The sequence below is a fragment of the Vibrio sp. M60_M70 genome (assembly GCF_037162085.1).
Taxonomy (GTDB): domain Bacteria; phylum Pseudomonadota; class Gammaproteobacteria; order Enterobacterales; family Vibrionaceae; genus Vibrio; species Vibrio diabolicus.
In genome coordinates, this window is record NZ_JARLUL010000001.1 from 1261134 (window position 1) to 1281279 (window position 20146).

At 43.5% G+C, this 20146-nt stretch carries 19 protein-coding genes, 1 riboswitch and 1 other annotated feature; of the genes, 14 read left to right on the forward strand and 5 right to left on the reverse strand.

The genetic code is table 11. The features are described from left to right. Nucleotides 1-7: 7 nt before the first annotated feature. The 6 genes from P4S59_RS05900 to P4S59_RS05925 are packed head-to-tail and all read left to right on the forward strand — an operon-like array spanning nt 8 to nt 4993. Nucleotides 8-1318 carry an NAD(P)/FAD-dependent oxidoreductase gene (locus tag P4S59_RS05900; RefSeq protein WP_337168088.1) on the forward strand — a complete coding sequence of 437 codons (1311 nt, stop codon included), beginning with the start codon at nt 8-10 and terminating at the stop codon, nt 1316-1318. 1 nt (nt 1319) lies between these two features. Further along, on the forward strand, nt 1320-2138 hold the full coding sequence (locus tag P4S59_RS05905; RefSeq protein WP_074191109.1) for a DUF1365 domain-containing protein: 819 nt from the start codon (nt 1320-1322) through the stop codon (nt 2136-2138). Beyond that, nucleotides 2132-3388: an SAM-dependent methyltransferase gene (locus P4S59_RS05910; protein WP_054867767.1), complete on the forward strand. Its 1257-nt coding sequence runs from the start codon at nt 2132-2134 to the stop codon at nt 3386-3388. The genes P4S59_RS05905 and P4S59_RS05910 overlap by 7 nt, the downstream gene beginning before the upstream one ends. A 6-nt stretch (nt 3389-3394) precedes the next feature. Next, a complete protein-coding gene (locus tag P4S59_RS05915) occupies nt 3395-3907 on the forward strand; it encodes a DUF2878 domain-containing protein (RefSeq protein ID WP_046874769.1) in 513 nt (170 codons plus the stop codon). Further along, nucleotides 3867-4460 (forward strand): chalcone isomerase family protein, encoded by a 594-nt coding sequence (locus P4S59_RS05920; protein WP_041852974.1) that lies wholly within the window; start codon nt 3867-3869, stop codon nt 4458-4460. Before P4S59_RS05915 ends, P4S59_RS05920 begins: the two co-directional genes overlap by 41 nt. After that, nucleotides 4460-4993 carry a DUF3833 domain-containing protein gene (locus tag P4S59_RS05925; RefSeq protein WP_373275597.1) on the forward strand — a complete coding sequence of 178 codons (534 nt, stop codon included), beginning with the start codon at nt 4460-4462 and terminating at the stop codon, nt 4991-4993. Before P4S59_RS05920 ends, P4S59_RS05925 begins: the two co-directional genes overlap by 1 nt. 116 nt (nt 4994-5109) lie before the next feature. Here P4S59_RS05925 and purB read toward each other — a convergent pair whose 3' ends face one another. From purB to mnmA, 3 genes are all read right to left on the reverse strand, one after another. Beyond that, nucleotides 5110-6480 carry an adenylosuccinate lyase gene (gene purB / locus P4S59_RS05930; protein WP_139060887.1) on the reverse strand — a complete coding sequence of 457 codons (1371 nt, stop codon included), beginning with the start codon at nt 6478-6480 and terminating at the stop codon, nt 5110-5112. A gap of 146 nt (nt 6481-6626) precedes the next feature. Continuing rightward, entirely contained in the window at nt 6627-7244 is a 618-nt protein-coding gene (gene hflD, locus P4S59_RS05935) for a high frequency lysogenization protein HflD (protein WP_337168089.1), read from the reverse strand. Nucleotides 7245-7254: 10 nt separating this feature from the next. Continuing rightward, nucleotides 7255-8379 carry a tRNA 2-thiouridine(34) synthase MnmA gene (mnmA, locus tag P4S59_RS05940; protein ID WP_005390857.1) on the reverse strand — a complete coding sequence of 375 codons (1125 nt, stop codon included), beginning with the start codon at nt 8377-8379 and terminating at the stop codon, nt 7255-7257. Between the two features lie 188 nt (nt 8380-8567). On the opposite strand from mnmA, the gene P4S59_RS05945 reads away from it, so the two are divergent. Both P4S59_RS05945 and P4S59_RS05950 read left to right on the forward strand, forming a co-directional pair. Next, a complete protein-coding gene (locus tag P4S59_RS05945) occupies nt 8568-8837 on the forward strand; it encodes a hypothetical protein (protein WP_005390859.1) in 270 nt (89 codons plus the stop codon). 117 nt (nt 8838-8954) lie between these two features. Further along, nucleotides 8955-10259 carry an inosine/guanosine kinase gene (locus P4S59_RS05950; protein WP_005390861.1) on the forward strand — a complete coding sequence of 435 codons (1305 nt, stop codon included), beginning with the start codon at nt 8955-8957 and terminating at the stop codon, nt 10257-10259. A gap of 127 nt (nt 10260-10386) precedes the next feature. Here P4S59_RS05950 and P4S59_RS05955 read toward each other — a convergent pair whose 3' ends face one another. Continuing rightward, entirely contained in the window at nt 10387-10794 is a 408-nt protein-coding gene (locus tag P4S59_RS05955; protein WP_005390863.1) for an H-NS family histone-like protein, read from the reverse strand. A gap of 582 nt (nt 10795-11376) precedes the next feature. Further along, a riboswitch (Lysine riboswitch) is annotated at nt 11377-11559 on the forward strand. Nucleotides 11560-11668: 109 nt separating this feature from the next. On the opposite strand from P4S59_RS05955, the gene tet(35) reads away from it, so the two are divergent. Further along, complete coding sequence (gene tet(35) / locus P4S59_RS05960) at nt 11669-13270, forward strand: tetracycline efflux Na+/H+ antiporter family transporter Tet(35) (protein ID WP_005390865.1); 1602 nt, start codon at nt 11669-11671, stop codon at nt 13268-13270. Nucleotides 13271-13600: 330 nt separating this feature from the next. On the opposite strand, the gene P4S59_RS05965 is transcribed toward tet(35), so the two are convergent. Next, nucleotides 13601-14554, reverse strand: a complete 954-nt coding sequence (locus P4S59_RS05965) for a sigma-54 interaction domain-containing protein (protein WP_005390867.1) — start codon at nt 14552-14554, stop codon at nt 13601-13603. 365 nt (nt 14555-14919) lie between these two features. Next, nucleotides 14920-15057: a sequence feature (His leader region), on the forward strand. A gap of 53 nt (nt 15058-15110) precedes the next feature. On the opposite strand from P4S59_RS05965, the gene hisG reads away from it, so the two are divergent. From hisG to hisH, 5 genes are all read left to right on the forward strand, one after another. After that, nucleotides 15111-16007 (forward strand): ATP phosphoribosyltransferase, encoded by an 897-nt coding sequence (gene hisG / locus P4S59_RS05970; protein WP_005390869.1) that lies wholly within the window; start codon nt 15111-15113, stop codon nt 16005-16007. A 5-nt stretch (nt 16008-16012) separates the two neighbouring features. Next, entirely contained in the window at nt 16013-17305 is a 1293-nt protein-coding gene (hisD, locus tag P4S59_RS05975) for a histidinol dehydrogenase (RefSeq protein WP_337168090.1), read from the forward strand. 18 nt (nt 17306-17323) lie between these two features. Then, nucleotides 17324-18364 (forward strand): histidinol-phosphate transaminase, encoded by a 1041-nt coding sequence (gene hisC / locus P4S59_RS05980; RefSeq protein ID WP_104969274.1) that lies wholly within the window; start codon nt 17324-17326, stop codon nt 18362-18364. 64 nt (nt 18365-18428) lie between these two features. After that, the gene (hisB, locus tag P4S59_RS05985) at nt 18429-19502 is read left to right on the forward strand and encodes a bifunctional histidinol-phosphatase/imidazoleglycerol-phosphate dehydratase HisB (RefSeq protein ID WP_005390875.1); all 1074 of its coding nucleotides are present in this window, start codon (nt 18429-18431) and stop codon (nt 19500-19502) included. A 26-nt stretch (nt 19503-19528) separates the two neighbouring features. Further along, on the forward strand, nt 19529-20143 hold the full coding sequence (hisH, locus tag P4S59_RS05990; protein ID WP_047008596.1) for an imidazole glycerol phosphate synthase subunit HisH: 615 nt from the start codon (nt 19529-19531) through the stop codon (nt 20141-20143). Nucleotides 20144-20146 lie beyond the last annotated feature (3 nt).

The window sequence follows — 20146 nt, forward strand, 5'->3', positions numbered from 1 at the left end:
AATAAAAATGAAAACAGCAGGAAGAAAGAAGATAGCGATTGTGGGGACCGGAATTTCTGGCCTTACGTGTGGTTACTATCTACATAAAGAGCACGATGTCACCGTATTTGAAGCTAACGATTACATTGGCGGGCACACCGCGACGGTGGATGTAAAACTCGATGGTAAAGAATATGCGATTGATACGGGCTTTATCGTTTACAACGATCGCACTTATCCTAATTTCATCAAAATGATGAACGAGATTGGTGTCGAAGGATTGCCAACCCAGATGAGCTTCAGCGTAAGGAACGACGGCAATGGCTTGGAATATAACGGTCACACCGTGTCGACATTATTTGCTCAAAAGCGCAATTGGGTAAATCCTAAGTTCTATCGTTTTATCTTCGAGATCCTTCGTTTCAACAAACTTGCCAAAAGCGTCGCTAGCAAACAATCGAGTCATTCTCAGACGCTAGGTGAGTTTCTTGATGAGCACAACTTCAGTACTTTCTTTTCAGATAACTACATTTTGCCGATGGGCGCTGCAATTTGGTCTTCGACTTTAGCGGACATGCGCGCATTTCCGCTGATGTTTTTCCTTCGCTTTTTCTTAAATCACGGATTGCTTGATGTCACTAACAGGCCGCAATGGTATGTAATTAAAGGTGGCTCTCGTGAGTACATTCCACCTTTGACTCAAGGTTTTATCGATAAAATTCGACTCAATAGTCCGGTAGTAAAAGTGCTCCGTAGTGAGAATGGTGTGGGTTTAAAAGTTAACGGTGAAATGCACTGGTTTGATGATGTCATCTTTGCTTGTCACAGTGATCAAGCGATGAACATGTTAGGTGACATTAGCCCAGTCGAGCAAGAGGTGCTGGGTAATATGGCTTATCAAGCGAATGAAGTGGTGCTTCACACTGATACGAGTTTACTTCCAAAGCGTAAAGCGGCGTGGGCTTCGTGGAACTACCTACTGGAGGGCAGTGAAGACGAACAGCAACGTCTCCCTTCGCTTACTTACAACATGAATATTCTCCAACATGTTCAATCTGAGCACACATTCTGTGTCACGCTAAATAGCACTGAGCAGATCGAACCGAGCAAAGTATTACGGACGTTTACCTATCACCATCCAGTGTTCTCCACCGACTCTATCGCTGCACAGCAACGTAAAGAAGAGGTGCAAGGGCTGAACAATACTTGGTTCTGCGGCGCTTATTGGTACAACGGTTTCCATGAGGATGGCGTTCGCAGCGCATTGGACGTAGTGAAAGGGCTTGAAGAGAAATATCGCGTTCAAACTGCTGTCAACTTAGAAAAAGGTGCAGCGTGATATGGATAGCCAAATGAACAGCCAGTTGTTTGTTGGCAACGTTCGACATCGCAGGTTCACGCCGATAAAACATGAATTGAACTACTCATTGTTTATGCCAGCTATTGACGTCGATGAGCTAAAAAAACTAGAGGAAAAAGTTTGGGGGTTTGGCTCTCGTTGGTGGCATTGGGCACGCTTTAAACGCAGTGACTATGTTGGTGAGGGCTGTTTAAAGGTGGCCGTACACGACAAAATTGAAGAGTTAACAGGCGTTCGTTGTACCGGCAAAGTCATCGCTGTTTGTCATTTGCGCTATTTAGGACTTTATTTTAGTCCGGTGAATTTCTACTACGTTTATAACAAAGAAGGGGAATGGAAATACCTCTTAGCTGAAGTCAGCAATACACCTTGGAACGAGCGTCATTACTACGCAGTCGCTGCTGAGCAAAACGATGAAAACTTTGGATGGGAACAAGAGAAAGCCTTTCATGTTTCTCCGTTTAATCCAATTGACCAACAGTATCATTGGAAGATTAAACCACTGACGGACAAGTTAAGGATTCATCTTGAATGCCACAAAAGCGAAAAGCACTTTGATGCGACGATGACAATGAAAGCTCAAGTGTTTTCGAGCAAAAGCCTATTGAAGTGTTTGATCGTTACGCCAATACAGACGGTAAAAGTAATGGTTGGTATTTATTGGCACGCATTAAAACTTTGGGTGAAAGGCGCGCCTTTTTATTCTCATCCTAAATATTCAACACACGACGAAATAGAAGCCGACACTAAAAAAACAGACAAAAAAAATAAAAAGCACAAGGAGAATTCTGCATGTTAAATACCAGTTCTATGACATTGCCGCGCAAATTGACGACAACACAAAAGGCGGCTCGCGGAGTTATTTTTCAATGTCTGCAAAAAATGGAAATCGGCTGCTTAACTGTTATTGAAAGCTTTAAGACGGAAACGAAAGAAAGAAGCGAGCGCTTTAATGCGCCCAACGGTGAATACAGCGGTCAGCCTGTTGTGGCGACGATTGAGGTAAAGCATCCTGGCTTTTACTCGCGAATCTTGCAAGGTGGCAGCATTGCGGCGGGTGAGGCTTATATGGATGGTTGGTGGGACAGCCCGGATCTAACCTCGTTAATGAAACTTATGGCTCTCAATATGCGAGCGCTAGATAAACTTGAAGAGAAAGGAAGTTGGCTGACTAAAATACTGTACAAGTTCAGTCATTGGACCAACCGCAATTCTCAAGAGAACTCTCGTAAAAACATTCATGCGCATTACGACTTGGGCAACAATTTGTACGAGTCATTTTTAGACGACAACATGCTGTACTCATCGGCATTATATGTGCAAGACAACGATACTTTGGAACAAGCGCAAATCAACAAAATGGATCGTTTGTGCCAGCAACTTGAGCTTCAACCATCCGATCGAGTGATTGAGATCGGTACAGGGTGGGGGGCTATGGCCATTTACATGGCAGAGCAATATGGTTGTCATGTAACGACAACGACGATTTCTGAAGAGCAGCATGCTTACGCTGAACAAAAAATTAGAGAGCGAAATTTGGGCGACAAGATCACTCTATTAAAACAAGACTATCGAGACCTTTCGGGTCACTACGATAAGTTAGTCTCGATAGAAATGATCGAAGCGGTTGGAAAACAATTTTTGCCTTCCTACATCAAGCAATGCCAATCATTACTCAAGCCGGGTGGTTTAATGGCAATTCAAGCCATCACTATCGCTGACCAGCGTTATGATTACTACAGTAACAACGTTGACTTTATCCAGAAATACATCTTTCCAGGTGGGTTCTTACCTTCGGTTACATCTTTAACTCAAGCTGCGACCAAATACAGTGACTTGGTGGTGAGAGACTTATTTGATATTGGTCTGGACTATGCGAAAACCTTGAGCGAGTGGCACTCTAGATTTAATCAAGCTGAAGATCACGTACGCTCTCTCGGTTATGACGACCGCTTTGTCCGCATGTGGCGCTACTACCTTAGTTATTGTGAAGGTGGGTTTTTAGCTCGAAGTATCAGTGCCGTTCACATGACATTCCAGCGACCTTAAACCGTTATGAAGTTGCTGATTGCCTCTACATGGTTCCAGCTCTGTTGGTTCTCTGCAGTGCTTGGGACCTATCAATGGCAGTGGCTAACACTGATCTTAACATTTATTACTCTTGTCTATTGTTGGAGGACGGACGCTTCTGCCTTGAAGCACATCGCGAGTATCGTTTTGGCGGGTGTAGTGCTCGATACGCTCAATCAACAGTTTTCTGTTTTTGTCTTTCCAACACAATGGTTACCCATTTGGTTGTTGTGCCTTTGGGTTCTGTTCTCTTGGTATGCCTATCAGCTCAAGCCTGTTTTGTACCGTTTCCCAAAAATCTACGTATCAATTGTAGGTGGCGTTGGAGGAACCGTCAGTTACTACGCCGGTTACAAGCTCCAAGTCGTTGAATATGGATTTAATACCAGCGTTACGTTGGTCATTCTATTTGCTGAATGGTTTGCCATGACGCTTTTGATACTCAAGGTATACGGATATGAAAAGCTTGAAGAGAGATTTAACCCAGAGGCTGATTAAGGTAGTTGCTTCTCTAGTAGTTATGGGCTCCTTTGCTCTACAAGCTCAGCCAGTTGGAAACAGTGAAAACGCAGATAAGATGTCGAGTTGGAAGGGGTGGAAAACCGTCGGTGAGGCACAACTCACATGGTTCATCTTCGATATATATCAGTCTCGACTAAGAGCACCTGATGGAAAGTTTATTGTAAATGGCGATGTATCACCACACCCTCTGGCATTGGAAATTAACTATCAAAGAGACATCAGCAAGCAGCAGTTGCTTGATGTAACTGATGAGCAATGGGCAAAACTTGGTTTTACTGAATCATATCGAAAAAGTTGGATCAGTGAGCTAAACCGTATGTTCCCTGATATAAAAAAAGGGGATGAGCTTACTTACTTAACCGATGGTAAAACTGGTCAGCTTCTTTACCGACAAGCTGGCATTGCACAAATCAAGACAGTCGGCTTCGTTCAAGATGAGCGAATGAACGATGCGTTTTTGTCTATATGGTTGTCACCTAATACAGAGTTCCCAAAACTTCGAAAACAATTAATAGGGCAGGTTAGATAGTGCTTAAACGAATTTTAAAATCAGTCGCCTTGGCTGCTGCAGCCTTACTTTCAGCATGCTCAGCAGATATCGATAATTATCAATCATCTACACCGACTTTTGATTTATTCGGCTATTTTGAAGGCGAAACAAAGGCGTGGGGGATGGTCCAAGACTACACTGAACAACAAACTCGTCGTTTTGAAGTCGACATCGTGGGTACTGTGGAAGGTAACACGTTGACGCTGGTGGAAGACTTTGTGTTTGATGATGGAGAGGTTGACCAGCGAATTTGGGTTATTACCAAATTAGAAGATGGACGCTATGAAGGTAAAGCAGAGGATATTATTGGTGTAGCAACAGGGGCAGAGCAAGGCAATGCGTTGCAGTGGCGGTATGACTTTGAGTTGCAAATGGATGACTCAACAGTAACGGTCGCTTTTGATGATTGGCTTTATCGTCAGGACGAGAAGCATGTTTTCAACCTCACCAAAATTAAAAAGTTTGGTATAGAGGTCGGGACAATAACCTTATTCTTCCAAAAACAGCCATAATAGTTGAGGGGTTTACCCTCTTGCATTACTACCAAATAACCAAAATTATTTCTTCCTAACTAAAAAGGTTGACGCTTTCACGTCAACCTTTTCAATTGCAGATAATCAAGGTGTGATTACAGCTTATCTGTCAGGTCAACCGCTTGACCAATGTAGTTCGCTGGCGTCATCTCTTTCAGACGTGCTTTCTCGTGTTCTGGAAGCTCAAGACCGTCGATGAAGTTGCGCATTGCTTCGCCGTCTACACGCTTACCACGAGTTAGCTCTTTTAGCTTCTCGTATGGCTTCTCGATGCCGTAACGACGCATAACTGTTTGTACTGGCTCTGCTAGTACTTCCCAGTTCTTATCTAGTTCAGCAAGAAGCGCTTCACGGTTTACTTCTAGCTTGCTGATGCCTTTAAGCGTTGAAGTGTACGCGATAATAGCGTAGCCAACACCAACACCAAGGTTACGTAGAACCGTTGAGTCAGTTAGGTCACGTTGCCAACGAGAGATAGGCAGTTTTTGTGCTAGGTGGCCGAATACTGCGTTCGCAAGACCTAGGTTACCTTCTGAGTTTTCAAAGTCGATTGGGTTAACTTTGTGCGGCATTGTTGAAGAACCGATCTCACCAGCAATGGTTTTTTGCTTGAAGTGGCCTAATGCAATGTAACCCCAAACGTCACGATCGAAGTCAATCAGGATAGTGTTGAAACGAGCGATAGCGTCGAACAGCTCAGCGATGTAATCATGCGGCTCGATTTGTGTTGTGTAAGGGTTCCAAGTTACGCCTAGAGACTCTGTAATGAATTCTTCAGAGAACTTGTGCCAATCTAGCTCTGGGTAAGCAGAAAGGTGTGCGTTGTAGTTACCTACTGCACCGTTGATTTTCGCTAGGATCTCAACGTTTTCGATTTGCTTGAATTGACGCTCCATACGGTACGCCACGTTTGCCATTTCTTTACCCATTGTAGATGGAGAAGCAGGCTGGCCGTGTGTACGAGATAGAAGAGGAATGTCGCGGTATTCAACTGCGAGTGCTTTGATAGCGTCAATTAGGTTACGGATTTCTGGAAGAATCACTTGCTCACGTGCTTCTTTTAGCATTAACGCATGAGAGGTGTTATTGATGTCCTCAGAAGTACATGCAAAGTGGAAGAACTCATTAACAGCGTGCAGTTCAGGAACGTCTGCTACTTTCTCTTTTAAGAAGTACTCAACCGCTTTAACGTCGTGGTTAGTTGTACGCTCGATTTCTTTAATACGGCGTGCATCTTCTTCAGAGAAGTTAGCAGCAAGGTCGTCTAGGAATTGGTTAGCTTCTGCGCTGAATGCTGGCACTTCTGCAATTTCAGCAGTAGCCGCTAGCTTCTGTAGCCAACGAATTTCTACGATAGTACGGTATTTTAGTAGACCGTACTCGCTGAAAATTTCGCGTAACGCAATCGTCTTACTTCCGTAACGGCCGTCTACTGGTGAAACAGCAGTCAATGCTGACAGTTCCATGATGTTCTCCTGAATTGGGTTTCTAAATTTCGTGAGCGTTATACCAATAACTGTGGCAATTGTCACGAATATTGCGCAAACGTTTGCGCGGGATTTGTTTTATTCGAAAAAAGTAGCTCGCGATAAACGCGAGCTAGCAGAGTATTCTACATTCTGGCTAACAGGATTTGAGCCTGTTCGACCATTTTCTTTCGGCCAAAAATTAGATGACGACGTTTACCGCCTACTTGGCGCCACAGAACAGCACTACGAATGCCAGATAGCAGTAGAGCACGGACTTTGTGTTGGCTGGCCGTTTGTTGCAGTACAGAAGGCGTGCCTGTTACTTGAATGCGTGGTCCAATAGGGCTAACAACATCCAAGTAGATGCTCGCTAAATTGCTGATCATTTGATCATCTAGCAGTTCAAAATGCTCTGACTGGCGCTTGACCATCTGGATACGGTCACCAAGCTGGGACATGGCATCGTTGCGAGCACTTAACTTACGTTCTAGCGCCATCAAGCTAATGATGTAACGAGTGATCTCACTGCCTGATGGGGTGCTATCAATCCCTTTAACCAGACACTCCAGACCGAGCTTTAGATCGGCTTCGCGACCGAATACGCCAACGGTGTTAGCAGGGTTTGTGCTCAAAATAGCGTTGATTGATGTTTCAAAAGCATCTTGATCACAATGCCCGTTTCTCGCAACTTGTTGAACCAAAGCGACAGCTTGGCAAATACCAGCGAAAGCGATAGTACGGTCATAAAGTGTATTCGCCACGTAACGACTCCTAAGCTTGAGAATATTTAATGCGTTGCTCGATGATGCCGCCACCTAGACATACGTCATCTTTATAAAACACTGCTGATTGACCAGGCGTCACTGCAATTTGTGGTTCATCAAAGATCACTTTAATGTTTTCATCATCGATCGGGATGATTGTACAAGGAATATCTTCCTGACGGTAACGAGTTTTCACTGTGCACTTCATAACATCGCGAATTGGCTCACGATCTACCCAGTGAAGTTGTGACGCAAGTAGACCTTCTGATTTTAGCATCGGGTGGTCTTTACCTTGGACTGCGATTAGCACGTTACGCTCTAGGTCTTTTTCACCGACAAACCACGGCTCTTCGTTACCACCGCCGCCTTTACGGCCACCGATGTGTAGACCTTTACGCTGACCTAGTGTGTGGTACATCAAACCTTGGTGTTGACCGATCACTTCGCCTTCTGGCGTTTCGATATTACCAGGCTGAGCAGGAAGGTAACGACCTAGAAAGTCGGTAAATTTACGCTCACCGATGAAACAAATACCTGTCGAGTCTTTCTTCTTCGCTGTTACTAAACCTTGCTCTTCCGCAATACGGCGTACTTCAGGTTTCTCTAAATCACCAACAGGGAAGAGACTACGGCCAATTTGTTCGTGGCTTAGTGTATAAAGAAAGTAGCTCTGGTCTTTGTTGCCATCTAGGCCACGCAACATCGCTGGTTTCTCACCGTTATCCGGGAAAGAGCGACGTACGTAGTGACCCATTGCAATGTAGTCAGCATCAAGCACTTCATCAGCGAATTCTAGGAACGCTTTGAACTTGATTTCTTTGTTACAAAGAATGTCAGGGTTCGGTGTACGACCTGCTTTGTATTCAGCAAGGAAGTACTCAAATACGTTATCCCAGTATTCGGCAGCAAAGTTGATGGTGTGTAGATGAATGCCTAGCTTGTCACATACTGCCTGAGCATCAGCAAGATCTTCTGCTGCTGTACAATATTCTTCGTTGTCATCTTCTTCCCAGTTCTTCATGAACAGGCCTTCTACTTGGTAGCCTTGTTGCTTGAGAAGATACGCAGAAACAGATGAATCAACGCCGCCGGACATACCGACGATGACTTTCTTTTGGCTGTTATCAGACATTACTAAACACCACTTAAATAAACGGGATGCAGATTCTATCAGAATCCACAGACCGGTGACAGATCCGAGATCGAAATCACAATTCGTTTCGCTGCATTTTTCTTCAACAGAAATTCGAACGGGCAATTTCGCAAGTATAGAAGAGGTATATATGGCATAGTTGGCAAAAATCCAAGAGGAAAGTCCAAATGACCGAAGAAAACCAGTTTATGCAAGAAGCCGAGTTGATTGAAATTGTTGAAAACCAACTTGAGGACGGCAATCCATTAAAAGTTAAAGAGACGCTAATGCGCTTAATGATGACAGGGACACCTAGAGAAGAAGCGGTTGCAATGATGGCATGTGCCATGTCGATTGAAATTTTCGATGTGATGAAAAATGAAGGTGAGTTCAACCTAAAGCGTTACTGCGAGCACCTTGAGCAACTGCCAGATCTAAGTTTTATGGAAGGTGAATAAGGAGTCTAGAAGAAAAAAGTGGCTAGCAAACGTTTGCTATAATTGCTTTTATTGCCGCTTTATTATTAGCGGTATAGAATCCGTTCTCCTTTTCATCCCCTTACTCAGACTGACAATATGAAATTTCCTGGACAACGCAAATCGAAGCACTATTTTCCTGTTCATGCTCGTGACCCGCTGGTGAGCCAAGCACAAGAAAGCAAGAAGATGACGCGCACTCACATCATTGGTATTGACCAAACTTTGGTTGATATTGAAGCTAAAGTTACAACGGATGTGATTGAAAAGTACGGTCTGAGTAAAGGTCACTCTTTGGTTATTGATGACGAAAGAGCAGAAGAGTTGTACCAGCAACTTAAAGAAGAGAACTTAATTACCAATGAGTATGCGGGTGGCACAATTGGTAACACGCTACACAACTACTCTGTGCTAGCAGATGATCGCTCTACGCTGCTTGGAGTGATGAGTCAGGATATCAAAATTGGTAGTTATGGCTACCGTTACCTTTGTAATACATCAAGCCGCATGGACTTGAACTATCTACAAGGTGTTGATGGCGCTATCGGTCGTTGTTTCGCTCTTATTACAGAAGATGGTGAACGTACTTTTGCGATCAGTGAAGGGCAAATGAACCAACTGCATCCTGATAGCATTCCAGAAAAAATCTTTAAAAATGCATCGGCGCTTGTACTAACGTCATATTTAGTACGTTGTAAAGAAGGCGACCCAATGCCTGAAGCAACAATGAAAGCGATTGAGTACGCGAAAAAGAATGATGTACCTGTTGTTCTGACTCTTGGGACGAAGTTCGTTATTCAAGATGACCCGAAATATTGGCAAGAATTCATTCGAGATAACGTTTCAGTCGTTGCGATGAATGAAGATGAAGCAGAAGCTCTGACGGGTGAGTCAGACCCACTTGCTGCATCTGATAAAACACTGGAGTGGGCAGATCTAGTATTGTGCACCGCGGGGCCTGTAGGCCTATTTATGGCAGGTTATACGGAAGATAGCGCGAAGCGCGAAACTTCTTTGCCATTACTTCCGGGGTCAATCGCTGAATTTAATCGCTATGAATTTAGTCGTCCGGCGAAAAAAGATACATGTGAAACACCAATAAAAGTGTACTCACATATCTCGCCATATATGGGTGGTCCAGAAAAAATCAAGAATACCAATGGTGCAGGTGATGCTGCGTTATCTGCTGTTCTTCATGATATGGCGGCAAACAAATACCATAAAGAAAATGTGCCTAATTCAAGCAAGCACAGTAACGAATATTTAACTTACTCTTCTTTTTCTCAAGTATGTAAATACGCAAACCGTGCGAGCTACGAAGTTCTCGTGCAACATTCTCCACGTTTGTCACGTGGGCTTCCTGAGCGAGAAGATAGCCTAGAAGAAGCATACTGGGAACGTTAATACACAGTAGTTTAATTAACCATTCTATAACTAAAGTAAAAGGCGCATTAAAAAATGCGCCTTTTTTATTTGTAATGAACCAAATAAAAAAGGCTCCCATTGGGAGCCTTTTAAAAATAGCGCGGATTTAGATCAGGAAATCATCCAGAGATTTACCTGCATCAAGTTGCTCTTGAATTGCAGAAGGTGTACGACCTTGGCCTGTCCAAGTCTTCTCATTACCGTTTGAGTCTGTGTATTTGTATTTAGCTGGACGAGGTGCACGCTTCGCTTTGCCTTTCGTCTTAGTTTCGCCAGATAGCGCAGTAATAAGCGCTTCTACGTCAATACCGTCTTGAGCAATTTTCTCTGCGATCTCTGCTAGCTTAGCTTCTTGCTCAGCTTGTGCTGCACGTTCTGCTTCTTCTGCTTCACGACGCTCTTCTACGACAGTAGTTAGTTTATCTAGAGCTTCTTCCAATTGTTCTAGAGTCAGCTCACGAGAAAATGCACGAAGGCTACGGATATTTAGAAGGGTTTTAGTCAGCTCTGACATAACGATTCCTATTAAAAGGTTAATGTGTTGGGCACTTTTTATCGTTACGATTAAATAATGCCAATCTATAAATAAACAAAGAGTCCTTATATTTAACTTTATCTTTTCCTTATGTGCAAATACTAAATCAAGATTTTGTTTAAATTTAGCTATTTTTTTAAAGCAATAAATATTATTACACTCGAAATAAATCTTATTAGATGAGAATTGAAATCAACACTCGTTATTGTATAGAGATAGAGCCAGCTTGGTTTTTATAAAAAAAGTTGAGTTATTACTTAAAAATATGAAGCGTCCATCTTTGATGGAGTGTCATATATCCTTAATTTATTGATACAAGATAAACCATGATATTTTTAAGGTAGTAATAATGTTTCATAAATAACAAAATTGATGTGATTTCAGTTGCACAAAACTAACTTGAAGTAGACAAGGTTTATAAATTATCTCAGTCATTATTTATTTGTTTAATTTAGTTTGATGTGTTGCATTGACTCTCATCATAAGTACAATGGCTGCTACCTGATGCAATATTGCAGACAATTTGTTGTTAATTTGTACAGTTAGTGGTTAATTGTTTGTTGTTGCCGTAGAGGCGCGGTCTCGAAGAGTAGCTATTATTGGGGTGATGCCAATGAATAATAGTGGAAGGCGAAGATTGCCGAAGTAAGTAACTCATCAAAGTTACTTGCTGGGGTTGTATCTGAAAGGAACAACACTGCCATAGTATATATTCACATTAAACTATGGAGCGCTACTGTAGGGTTGGGTGGAGTGTTCGCTTCCCTGTCGCTAAGTTCAACATGAGCACGTATCGTATGCTACGTGACTTGTCTGCAGTAGATCTCTAGCCAAACTTTGGTTTTTGAAGATCATGAATTTAATAGATTTTTCTAGTTCTCCTGTTTCATTATTGCCACCTATTGTCGCTTTGACTTTGGCGATTCTGACTCGACGTGTATTAGTTTCCTTAGGTGTAGGTATCGTGCTGGGTGCGGTTCTACTTAATAGCTGGTCTATCGGTGATACCGTTAGTTACGTGAGTTCTCAAGTTTCTTCTGTCTTTATTGAAGATGGCGGAATTAACACTTGGAACATGAGCATTGTTGGTTTCCTAATCTTATTAGGTATGACAACTGCATTATTAACGCTATCTGGTGGTACTCGTGCATTTGCCGAATGGGCACAATCTCGAGTGAAGAGTAAACGCGGCTCCAAACTTCTTGCTGCCTTTTTAGGCGTATTCATTTTTGTCGACGATTACTTTAACAGTCTTGCTGTTGGTGCCATTTCTCGTCCAGTAACCGACCGTTTTTATGTGTCTCGCGCGAAGCTTGCGTACATTCTAGACTCAACTGCTGCACCAATGTGTGTGATCATGCCTGCTTCTAGCTGGGGTGCTTACATTATTACGATTATCGGCGGTATCTTAGTCTCACATGGGATCACTGAGTATTCGGCTCTTGGCGCGTACGTTCGTCTTATTCCAATGAACTTCTACGCAGTTTTTGCACTGCTTATGGTGTTTGCTGTGGCGTGGTTTGGCCTCGATATCGGTAAGATGCGTGAGCATGAAATCTCTGCATCTCAAGGCCGCGGCTTTGATAAAGACAAAGAAAACGACTCGCAAGAAGCGCATGATCTAAACGAAGAGCTAGATATCCGTGAAAGCGAAAAGGGTAAAGTGTCAGACTTGGTACTTCCTATCGTGACGCTGATTATTGCGACTATCGCTTCTATGCTTTACACGGGTGGCCAAGCATTGGCTGCTGACGGCAAAGAGTTTGCGCTTCTAGGTGCGTTTGAAAATACAGATGTAGGCACATCACTAATCTACGGTAGCTTGCTTGGCTTAGCTGTCGCATTATTTACTGTTGTGAAGCAAGGTCTTCCAATGGGTGAAATTGCACGCACACTATGGATTGGTGCTAAGTCTATGTTTGGCGCGATTCTAATCCTAGTATTTGCCTGGACTATCGGTTCGGTTATCGGTGATATGAAGACGGGTTCTTACCTTTCTACAATGGCTCAGGGCAATATCAATCCACATTGGCTACCGGTTATCCTATTCTTGTTGTCTGGTCTAATGGCATTTTCAACAGGTACTTCTTGGGGTACGTTCGGCATTATGCTTCCAATCGCGGGTGATATGGCTGGTGCAACCGATCTTGCGCTAATGCTCCCAATGCTAAGTGCAGTTTTAGCCGGTGCCGTTTTTGGTGACCATTGTTCACCTATCTCCGATACCACTATTCTGTCGTCGACTGGTGCACGTTGTAATCATATTGATCACGTATCGACCCAGTTGCCTTATGCATTGTCCGTGGCGCTAGTTTCCTGTGTTGGCTTCATTACTTTGGGGATGACTGCGTCAATTGCATTCTCATTCATTGCTGCATCAATCACATTTATTATTGTATGTGGAGCACTTTCTTGGTTGTCGAAGTCTAAAATGGCATCGTGCCAAAATGTCTAGTACAGCTCAGTATTTTTAATTTAATAAAGAGGAAGCTCCGCTAAATTTAGCGGAGCTTTTTTTTAACGCGATTTAGGTGAGGGGGCAATCGCGTTTTTGGGGATAATCGTTTCGTGTTAAAAGCGAGCTATTTGTGTTCTGAGCACTCCTTTCTGTGCTGTGATAGAAAATCTATCAACCGACTTCTTCTTAGCTCTAAGCAAAGACTATGCCTAGTTTAAGCTGTTGATTTTAAAGGCGGTAATGTCAAGAGATTTATGATGAGGGGCTAAGTAAATGATATATGATGAGTTGTCTGTTACACAGTGTCACGTTACACCTGTACAGCAACTAAACATTTAAGTTGTATTTCTTTATTAGACGATAAAGCGTTGTTCTTGAAATACCAAGATGACGTGCAGCCGCACTCATATTGTGCTTATTTTCTTCGATAGCTTGCAGTAGGTAGTCAAGATCAATTTGGTCCACTGAAGGGAGTAATTGCCTTTCATTATTATCAAGGCCCAAGTCAGCGACGAGAAGCGTGTGATCTTCACACATGACAATCGCTCGTTGAATTACATTTCGCAGTTCTCTTACGTTACCTGGCCAACGATGCTTGAGGAGCTTGGCTTTCACTTTATCCGACATTTTTTGTACCTGACCATGAGACAAATCTGTCAAGAAGTGTTCTGATAACATAAGGATATCTTTCCCACGCTTTCTCAGTGGAGGAATAGTTAATGGCAAGATATTAAGCCGATAGAATAAATCTTCACGGAATCCACCTTGTACAACCTCATTTTTCAAATCCACGTGGCTCGCAGCAATGACTCTACAGTCGACGTCAATGAATTTATCAGCGCCGACTTTATGGATTTGCTTACTCTCTAAAAAGTGCAGAAGGTGGATTTGTAGATCCGGCGGCATATCACCAATCTCATCTAGGAATAGGGTACCTTTATGCGCTTTTTGAATAAAACCGATACGATCTGAAATCGCTCCTGTAAATGCTCCTTTTTCGTGACCGAAAAGTTCGGACGCAATAAGACCACTTGGAATTGCGCCGCAGTTAACTTCAACAAAAGGTGCCGAGTGTCTGTTCGACAACTGATGAATAAGACGAGCACAGAGACCTTTGCCCACCCCTGTTTCACCCTGAATGAGTACTTCAGCATCACATTGAGCGTACTTTTGGATTGCCGTGCGAAGTTCTTGGATACATGCACTATTGCCGATTAATGGGTATAGTGTTGTATCGCTGAAATCCACAGCTTGTTTGTTACTACCGTTACGCAGTTTCATGGTTAATCACTATTTTTTGCCCCACTCAAATAATAGTTTTGAATGAGTCGTCTCAAACGTGAGTGGATGTCTCTTTATTGAGAATGATGTCAATTACTAAGGGCGGTGAGATCTAAATAGTTGTTTTGATGAAAATTCATACTATTCTTCTTTTTCTTTAAGAATAGGGTTGAATAGAAACCTAATTTCTACCCTGATACTCAACTGAAATTAAATTTAAATCCTTTAAAATCAAGTGATTATAAAAAACATCTAGAAAATGTTAAATTCAGTATTGAAAAATATAGAATCCTTGGTTAGTGTGGTTACTAACGAAGCAACTCAATAGAGCCTTAAATAAGTATGCGTAATTTTGTAATGAACATTCATCACCATCATCACCCAATCTAGTCTTTCGGGCGATGTACGCATACCCGGGAGGCAGGAAACTCCCGGAGGTGAAATCAAAGTAAAAGTAGATTTTAAACCCTCGGGAGACTCCAATCTCTCGAGGGTTTTTTAGTTTTATTAATTCAAAAATTACTTAGATATCAAAATCTTGCACAGGGAAAAAGCAATGCAAACACAACGCTTAAGAATCGCAATTCAGAAAAAAGGTCGCCTTAGCAAAGAGAGCCAAGCTCTGCTAAAACAGTGCGGCGTAAAATTTAATGTAATGGGTGAGCGTTTAGTGGTTCACTCGGAGAACATGCCAATTGATTTGCTTTTGGTTCGTGACGATGACATCCCTGGCTTGATCATGGATGGTGTTGTTGACTTAGGTTTCATTGGTGAAAATGAATTGGAAGAAGTTCGTCTAGATCGTAAAGCTCTGGGTGAACCATGTGAGTTTGTACAACTTCGTCGACTTGACTTTGGCGGTTGTCGCTTGTCTATCGCTATCGACAAGGATGAAGAGTACAACGGTCCACAAGACTTAGCCGGTAAGCGTATTGCCACAACTTACCCTCAACTCCTAAAAGCTTACATGGATGAAGCAGGCGTTCCATTCTCCACATGTATGCTAACTGGCTCTGTAGAAGTTGCACCTCGCGCAGGTCTAGCTGACGCTATTGCTGATTTGGTATCGACTGGCGCAACGTTAGAAGCGAATGGCTTAAAAGAAGCGGAAGTGATCTTTAAATCTAAAGCGACGCTGATTCAACGTATCGGTGAGTTTGATGCAGACAAAACAGCACTGATTGAAAAACTACTGACTCGCATGCAAGGCGTACAACAAGCGAAAGAGTCTAAGTACATCATGCTTCACGCACCAGCTGAAAAGCTCGATCAAATCAAAGCACTACTTCCTGGTGCTGAGGATCCTACGGTTCTTCCTCTTTCTGCAGATAAGCAGAAAATGGCTGTTCACTTAGTGAGTTCTGAAAACCTGTTCTGGGAAACCATGGAACAGCTAAAAGAGTTAGGCGCTAGCTCAATCCTAGTGCTACCAATTGAAAAAATGATGGAGTAAACATCATGAGAACAGTCGTTTGGCAATCTTTAAGTGAAGAGCAGCAAGATTCGATCTTAGAACGTCCTGCTATTGCAGAAAGTGCAAATATCACTGCAGCAGTGTCTGAGGTTATCGCTAAAGTTCGAAATGAAGGCGACTCTGCTCTCAACGAGCTGACAGAAAAGTTTGATCGCGTTAAACCTGAGTCCATTCGTGTTTCTTCTCAGGAAATTAAAGCCGCTTCAGAGCGCTTGTCTGAATCAATGAAAAACGCATTAGAGCAAGCTTATGCCAATATTTCTAAATTCCACAAAGCGCAAAAGCCACAGCCAATTAAAGTCGAAACTCAACCGGGTGTGCTTTGTGAACAGGTAACACGTCCAATTCAAAAAGTGGGTTTGTACATTCCTGGTGGTAGCGCGCCATTGCCATCGACGGTTTTGATGCTTGGCGTGCCTGCGAAAATTGCTGGCTGTCGTAAAGTTGTGCTTTGCTCTCCGCCTCCAATCGCTGACGAGATCCTTTACGTAGCAAAATTGTGTGGCATTGATGAAGTGTACAACGTCGGTGGTGGTCAAGCTGTTGCTGCAATGGCATATGGTACAGAGACCGTATCAAAAGTTGATAAGATTTTTGGCCCGGGTAACGCTTACGTGACGGAAGCAAAGCGTCAGGTGAGCAATGATTTCCGTGGCGCAGCGATTGATATGCCAGCGGGTCCTTCGGAAGTTCTTGTGATTGCGGATGAAACAGCGGACCCAGATTTTATTGCGGCGGACCTTCTAAGTCAGGCAGAGCATGGACCTGACTCTCAAGTTGTACTTGTGACGCCATCAGCCATTATTGCAGATCAGGTGACAGATGCCGTTCGTCGTCAATTGAAAGAGTTGTCTCGTTCAGAGATTGCAGAAAAAGCGCTCGCATCGAGTTTAATCATTATTGCTGAATCGATCACCCAAGCGATCTCTATTTCTAATTATTATGGCCCTGAGCACTTAATTGTTCAGACTAAGAACCCACGCGAGCTTCTGCCTCTATTAGACAACGCAGGTTCGATCTTCCTTGGGGATTGGTCGCCTGAATCTGCAGGTGATTACGCATCGGGCACTAACCACGTTCTTCCTACTTACGGTTACACACGGACATATTCAAGCTTAGGTTTGGCTGATTTTTCTAAACGAATGACGGTTCAAGAGCTTTCAGCTGACGGTCTTAAAAATCTTGCGCCAACGGTTGTCACCATGGCTGAAGCAGAAGGTCTGGACGCCCACAAACGTGCTGTTACTATCCGTGTAGAAAAATTAGCAAGTAAGTAAGAATAAGAGAGTAAAGAGATGGAAAAGCTAGCGCGTAAACAAGTCCAACAACTAACACCTTATCTTTCGGCTCGCCGAATTGGTGGTACAGGTGACGTATGGCTGAACGCCAACGAATCGCCATTCAACAATGAATACAAAACAGACTTTGCTCGTCTTAATCGTTACAGCGAATGCCAGCCGAAAGAACTGATTTCTGCTTACGCCGCGTATGCTGGAGTGAAGCCAGAACAAACGCTGACTTCTCGCGGTGCAGATGAAGGTATTGAGTTATTGATTCGTGCTTTCTGTGAACCGGGTGAAGACGCGATTTTATACTGCCCACCGACTTACGGTATGTACGCCATCAGTGCAGAAACCATCGGTGTAGAGCGCAAAACGGTGCCGCTAACGTCAGATTGGCAACTAGACCTCGCAGGTATCGAAGCGAGCCTGGATAACGTGAAACTGGTTTTCGTATGCTCGCCAAACAACCCAACGGGTAACTTAGTTAAGCGTGACGATATTGTCTCTCTGCTTGAGATGACAAAAGACCGCGCAATCGTGGTCATGGACGAAGCGTACATCGATTTTTGTCCAGAAGCGTCAACAGTAGATTTACTGGCAGAATATCCAAATCTAGCGATTCTGCGTACTCTGTCGAAAGCATTCGCGCTTGCAGGTCTGCGTTGTGGATTTACGCTTGCGAACGAAGAGCTGATTAATGTACTTCTTAAAGTTATCGCACCTTACCCAGTACCGGTGCCAGTTGCAGAAATTGCTACTCAAGCGCTCTCAGAAGCAGGATTAGCGCGAGCGAAGTTCCAAGTTCTCGACTTGAACGCAAACCGAGCTTACTTACAAGTTGGTTTGTCGATGATTCCGGGTCTGGAGGTTTTTGAAGGGTGGGGTAACTACTTATTGGTGAAATTCCCAGATGGCGATGCTCTTTTCAAAGCAGCTTGGGATACGGGCATTATCCTGCGTAACTCGCCAATTGAGAACTGCGTGCGTATCAGTGTTGGTAACCGCGACGAGTGTGAAAAAACACTGGGTTTCATTAGAAACTACTATTCATAAATAGAATCTCAACGTTCTCGGTTTATGCCGAGAACGAAACAAGATTAGTAATAAGGAAGTTCGAGTGAGCAAGCAACAAAAAATCCTATTTATCGACCGAGATGGCACGCTGATTGTTGAGCCACCGATTGATTTCCAAGTTGACCGCTTGGATAAGTTAAAACTAGAGCCATTTGTTATCCCAAGCCTGTTGTCGTTGCAGGATGCTGGATACCGTCTAGTGATGGTCACTAACCAAGATGGTTTGGGTACTGACAGCTACCCACAAGCTGATTTTGATGCACCGCACAACATGATGATGGAGATCTTCGAGTCTCAAGGTGTGAAGTTCGATGACGTGTTGATTTGTCCTCACTTTGAAGAAGATAACTGCTCTTGCCGTAAGCCTAAGCTAGGCATGGTGAAAGAGTACCTTCAAGGTGGCAAAGTTGATTTCCAAAACTCTGTCGTGATTGGCGATCGTCAAACCGATCTTCAACTTGCAGAAAACATGGCAATTCGTGGTATTCAATACAACCCAGAAACCATGGGTTGGAAACAGATCCTGAAAGATCTGACGGTGAAAGCTCGTGTTGCTGAAGTTATTCGTACCACGAAAGAAACGGACATCAAAGTTGCGGTTAATCTTGATGAGCAAGGCGGTAACGATATCTCAACGGGTCTTGGTTTCTTCGACCACATGTTGGATCAAATTGCGACGCACGGTGGATTCCAGATGGTGTGCAAAGTAGAAGGTGATCTACACATTGATGATCACCACACGGTCGAAGATACCGCTCTTGCGTTGGGTCAAGCATTGAAAGAAGCACTGGGTGACAAACGTGGTATTGGTCGCTTTGGCTTTAGCCTGCCAATGGATGAGTGCTTGGCACAATGTGCACTAGATCTATCTGGTCGTCCTTACCTTAAGTTCGACGCGCAGTTTAGTCGTGAGCAAGTGGGGGACCTTTCAACAGAGATGGTGGTTCACTTCTTCCGTTCTTTAACTGACACACTAGCGTGTACACTGCACCTTTCTTCTGCGGGCAACAATGATCACCACATTATTGAGAGCCTATTTAAAGCGTTTGGTCGCACTCTGCGCCAAGCAATCAAAGTAGAAGGCACTGAGCTACCAAGTAGTAAAGGCGTACTTTAAGGCTAACCTTAGCAAGGAGAAAAACAGTGACAGAACAGAAAGTTGTCATTATCGATACTGGCTGTGCCAACGTCTCTTCGGTGAAGTTTGCTATTGAACGCCTAGGTTATGACGTAACGATTTCAAAAGATCCACAAGTTGTATTGGCGGCTGACAAGCTATTTCTACCGGGCGTGGGAACCGCCAGTGAAGCGATGAAGAACCTAGAAGAGCGAGACCTTATCAGCTTGGTAAAACAGGTAGAAAAGCCACTGCTAGGTATCTGTTTAGGCATGCAATTGCTTGGCAAAGTGTCTCAAGAAAAAGGCCAGAAAGCAGACGAGTTAGTTGAGTGTCTTGGACTTTGTGATGGCGAAGTGAAGCTGCTTCAAACCGGCGATTTGCCACTGCCGCACATGGGGTGGAATACCGTTTCTGCAAAAGCAGGCAATCCGTTATTCAAAGGTATTGAAGAGGGTGAGTACTTCTATTTTGTGCACAGCTTTGCGATGCCAGTTGGAGACTACACCATTGCTGAATGTGATTACGGAAATCCATTCACTGCTGCGGTTCAAAGCGGCAACTACTACGGTGTGCAGTTCCACCCTGAGCGTTCTTCAAAAGCGGGCGCGAAGCTTATTCAAAACTTCTTAGAATTATAAAAG

Excerpts from the sequence above, each read along its gene's own strand:
- P4S59_RS05900 (WP_337168088.1), top strand. The coding sequence starts at position 8 with ATGAAAACAGCAGGAAGAAAGAAGATAGCGATTGTGGGGACCGGAATT.
- P4S59_RS05905 (WP_074191109.1), top strand. The coding sequence starts at position 1,320 with ATGGATAGCCAAATGAACAGCCAGTTGTTTGTTGGCAACGTTCGACAT.
- P4S59_RS05910 (WP_054867767.1), top strand. The coding sequence starts at position 2,132 with ATGTTAAATACCAGTTCTATGACATTGCCGCGCAAATTGACGACAACA.
- P4S59_RS05915 (WP_046874769.1), top strand. The coding sequence starts at position 3,395 with ATGAAGTTGCTGATTGCCTCTACATGGTTCCAGCTCTGTTGGTTCTCT.
- P4S59_RS05920 (WP_041852974.1), top strand. The coding sequence starts at position 3,867 with ATGAAAAGCTTGAAGAGAGATTTAACCCAGAGGCTGATTAAGGTAGTT.
- purB (WP_139060887.1), bottom strand. The coding sequence starts at position 6,480 with ATGGAACTGTCAGCATTGACTGCTGTTTCACCAGTAGACGGCCGTTAC.
- mnmA (WP_005390857.1), bottom strand. The coding sequence starts at position 8,379 with ATGTCTGATAACAGCCAAAAGAAAGTCATCGTCGGTATGTCCGGCGGC.
- P4S59_RS05945 (WP_005390859.1), top strand. The coding sequence starts at position 8,568 with ATGACCGAAGAAAACCAGTTTATGCAAGAAGCCGAGTTGATTGAAATT.
- P4S59_RS05950 (WP_005390861.1), top strand. The coding sequence starts at position 8,955 with ATGAAATTTCCTGGACAACGCAAATCGAAGCACTATTTTCCTGTTCAT.
- P4S59_RS05955 (WP_005390863.1), bottom strand. The coding sequence starts at position 10,794 with ATGTCAGAGCTGACTAAAACCCTTCTAAATATCCGTAGCCTTCGTGCA.
- P4S59_RS05965 (WP_005390867.1), bottom strand. The coding sequence starts at position 14,554 with ATGAAACTGCGTAACGGTAGTAACAAACAAGCTGTGGATTTCAGCGAT.
- hisG (WP_005390869.1), top strand. The coding sequence starts at position 15,111 with ATGCAAACACAACGCTTAAGAATCGCAATTCAGAAAAAAGGTCGCCTT.
- hisD (WP_337168090.1), top strand. The coding sequence starts at position 16,013 with ATGAGAACAGTCGTTTGGCAATCTTTAAGTGAAGAGCAGCAAGATTCG.
- hisC (WP_104969274.1), top strand. The coding sequence starts at position 17,324 with ATGGAAAAGCTAGCGCGTAAACAAGTCCAACAACTAACACCTTATCTT.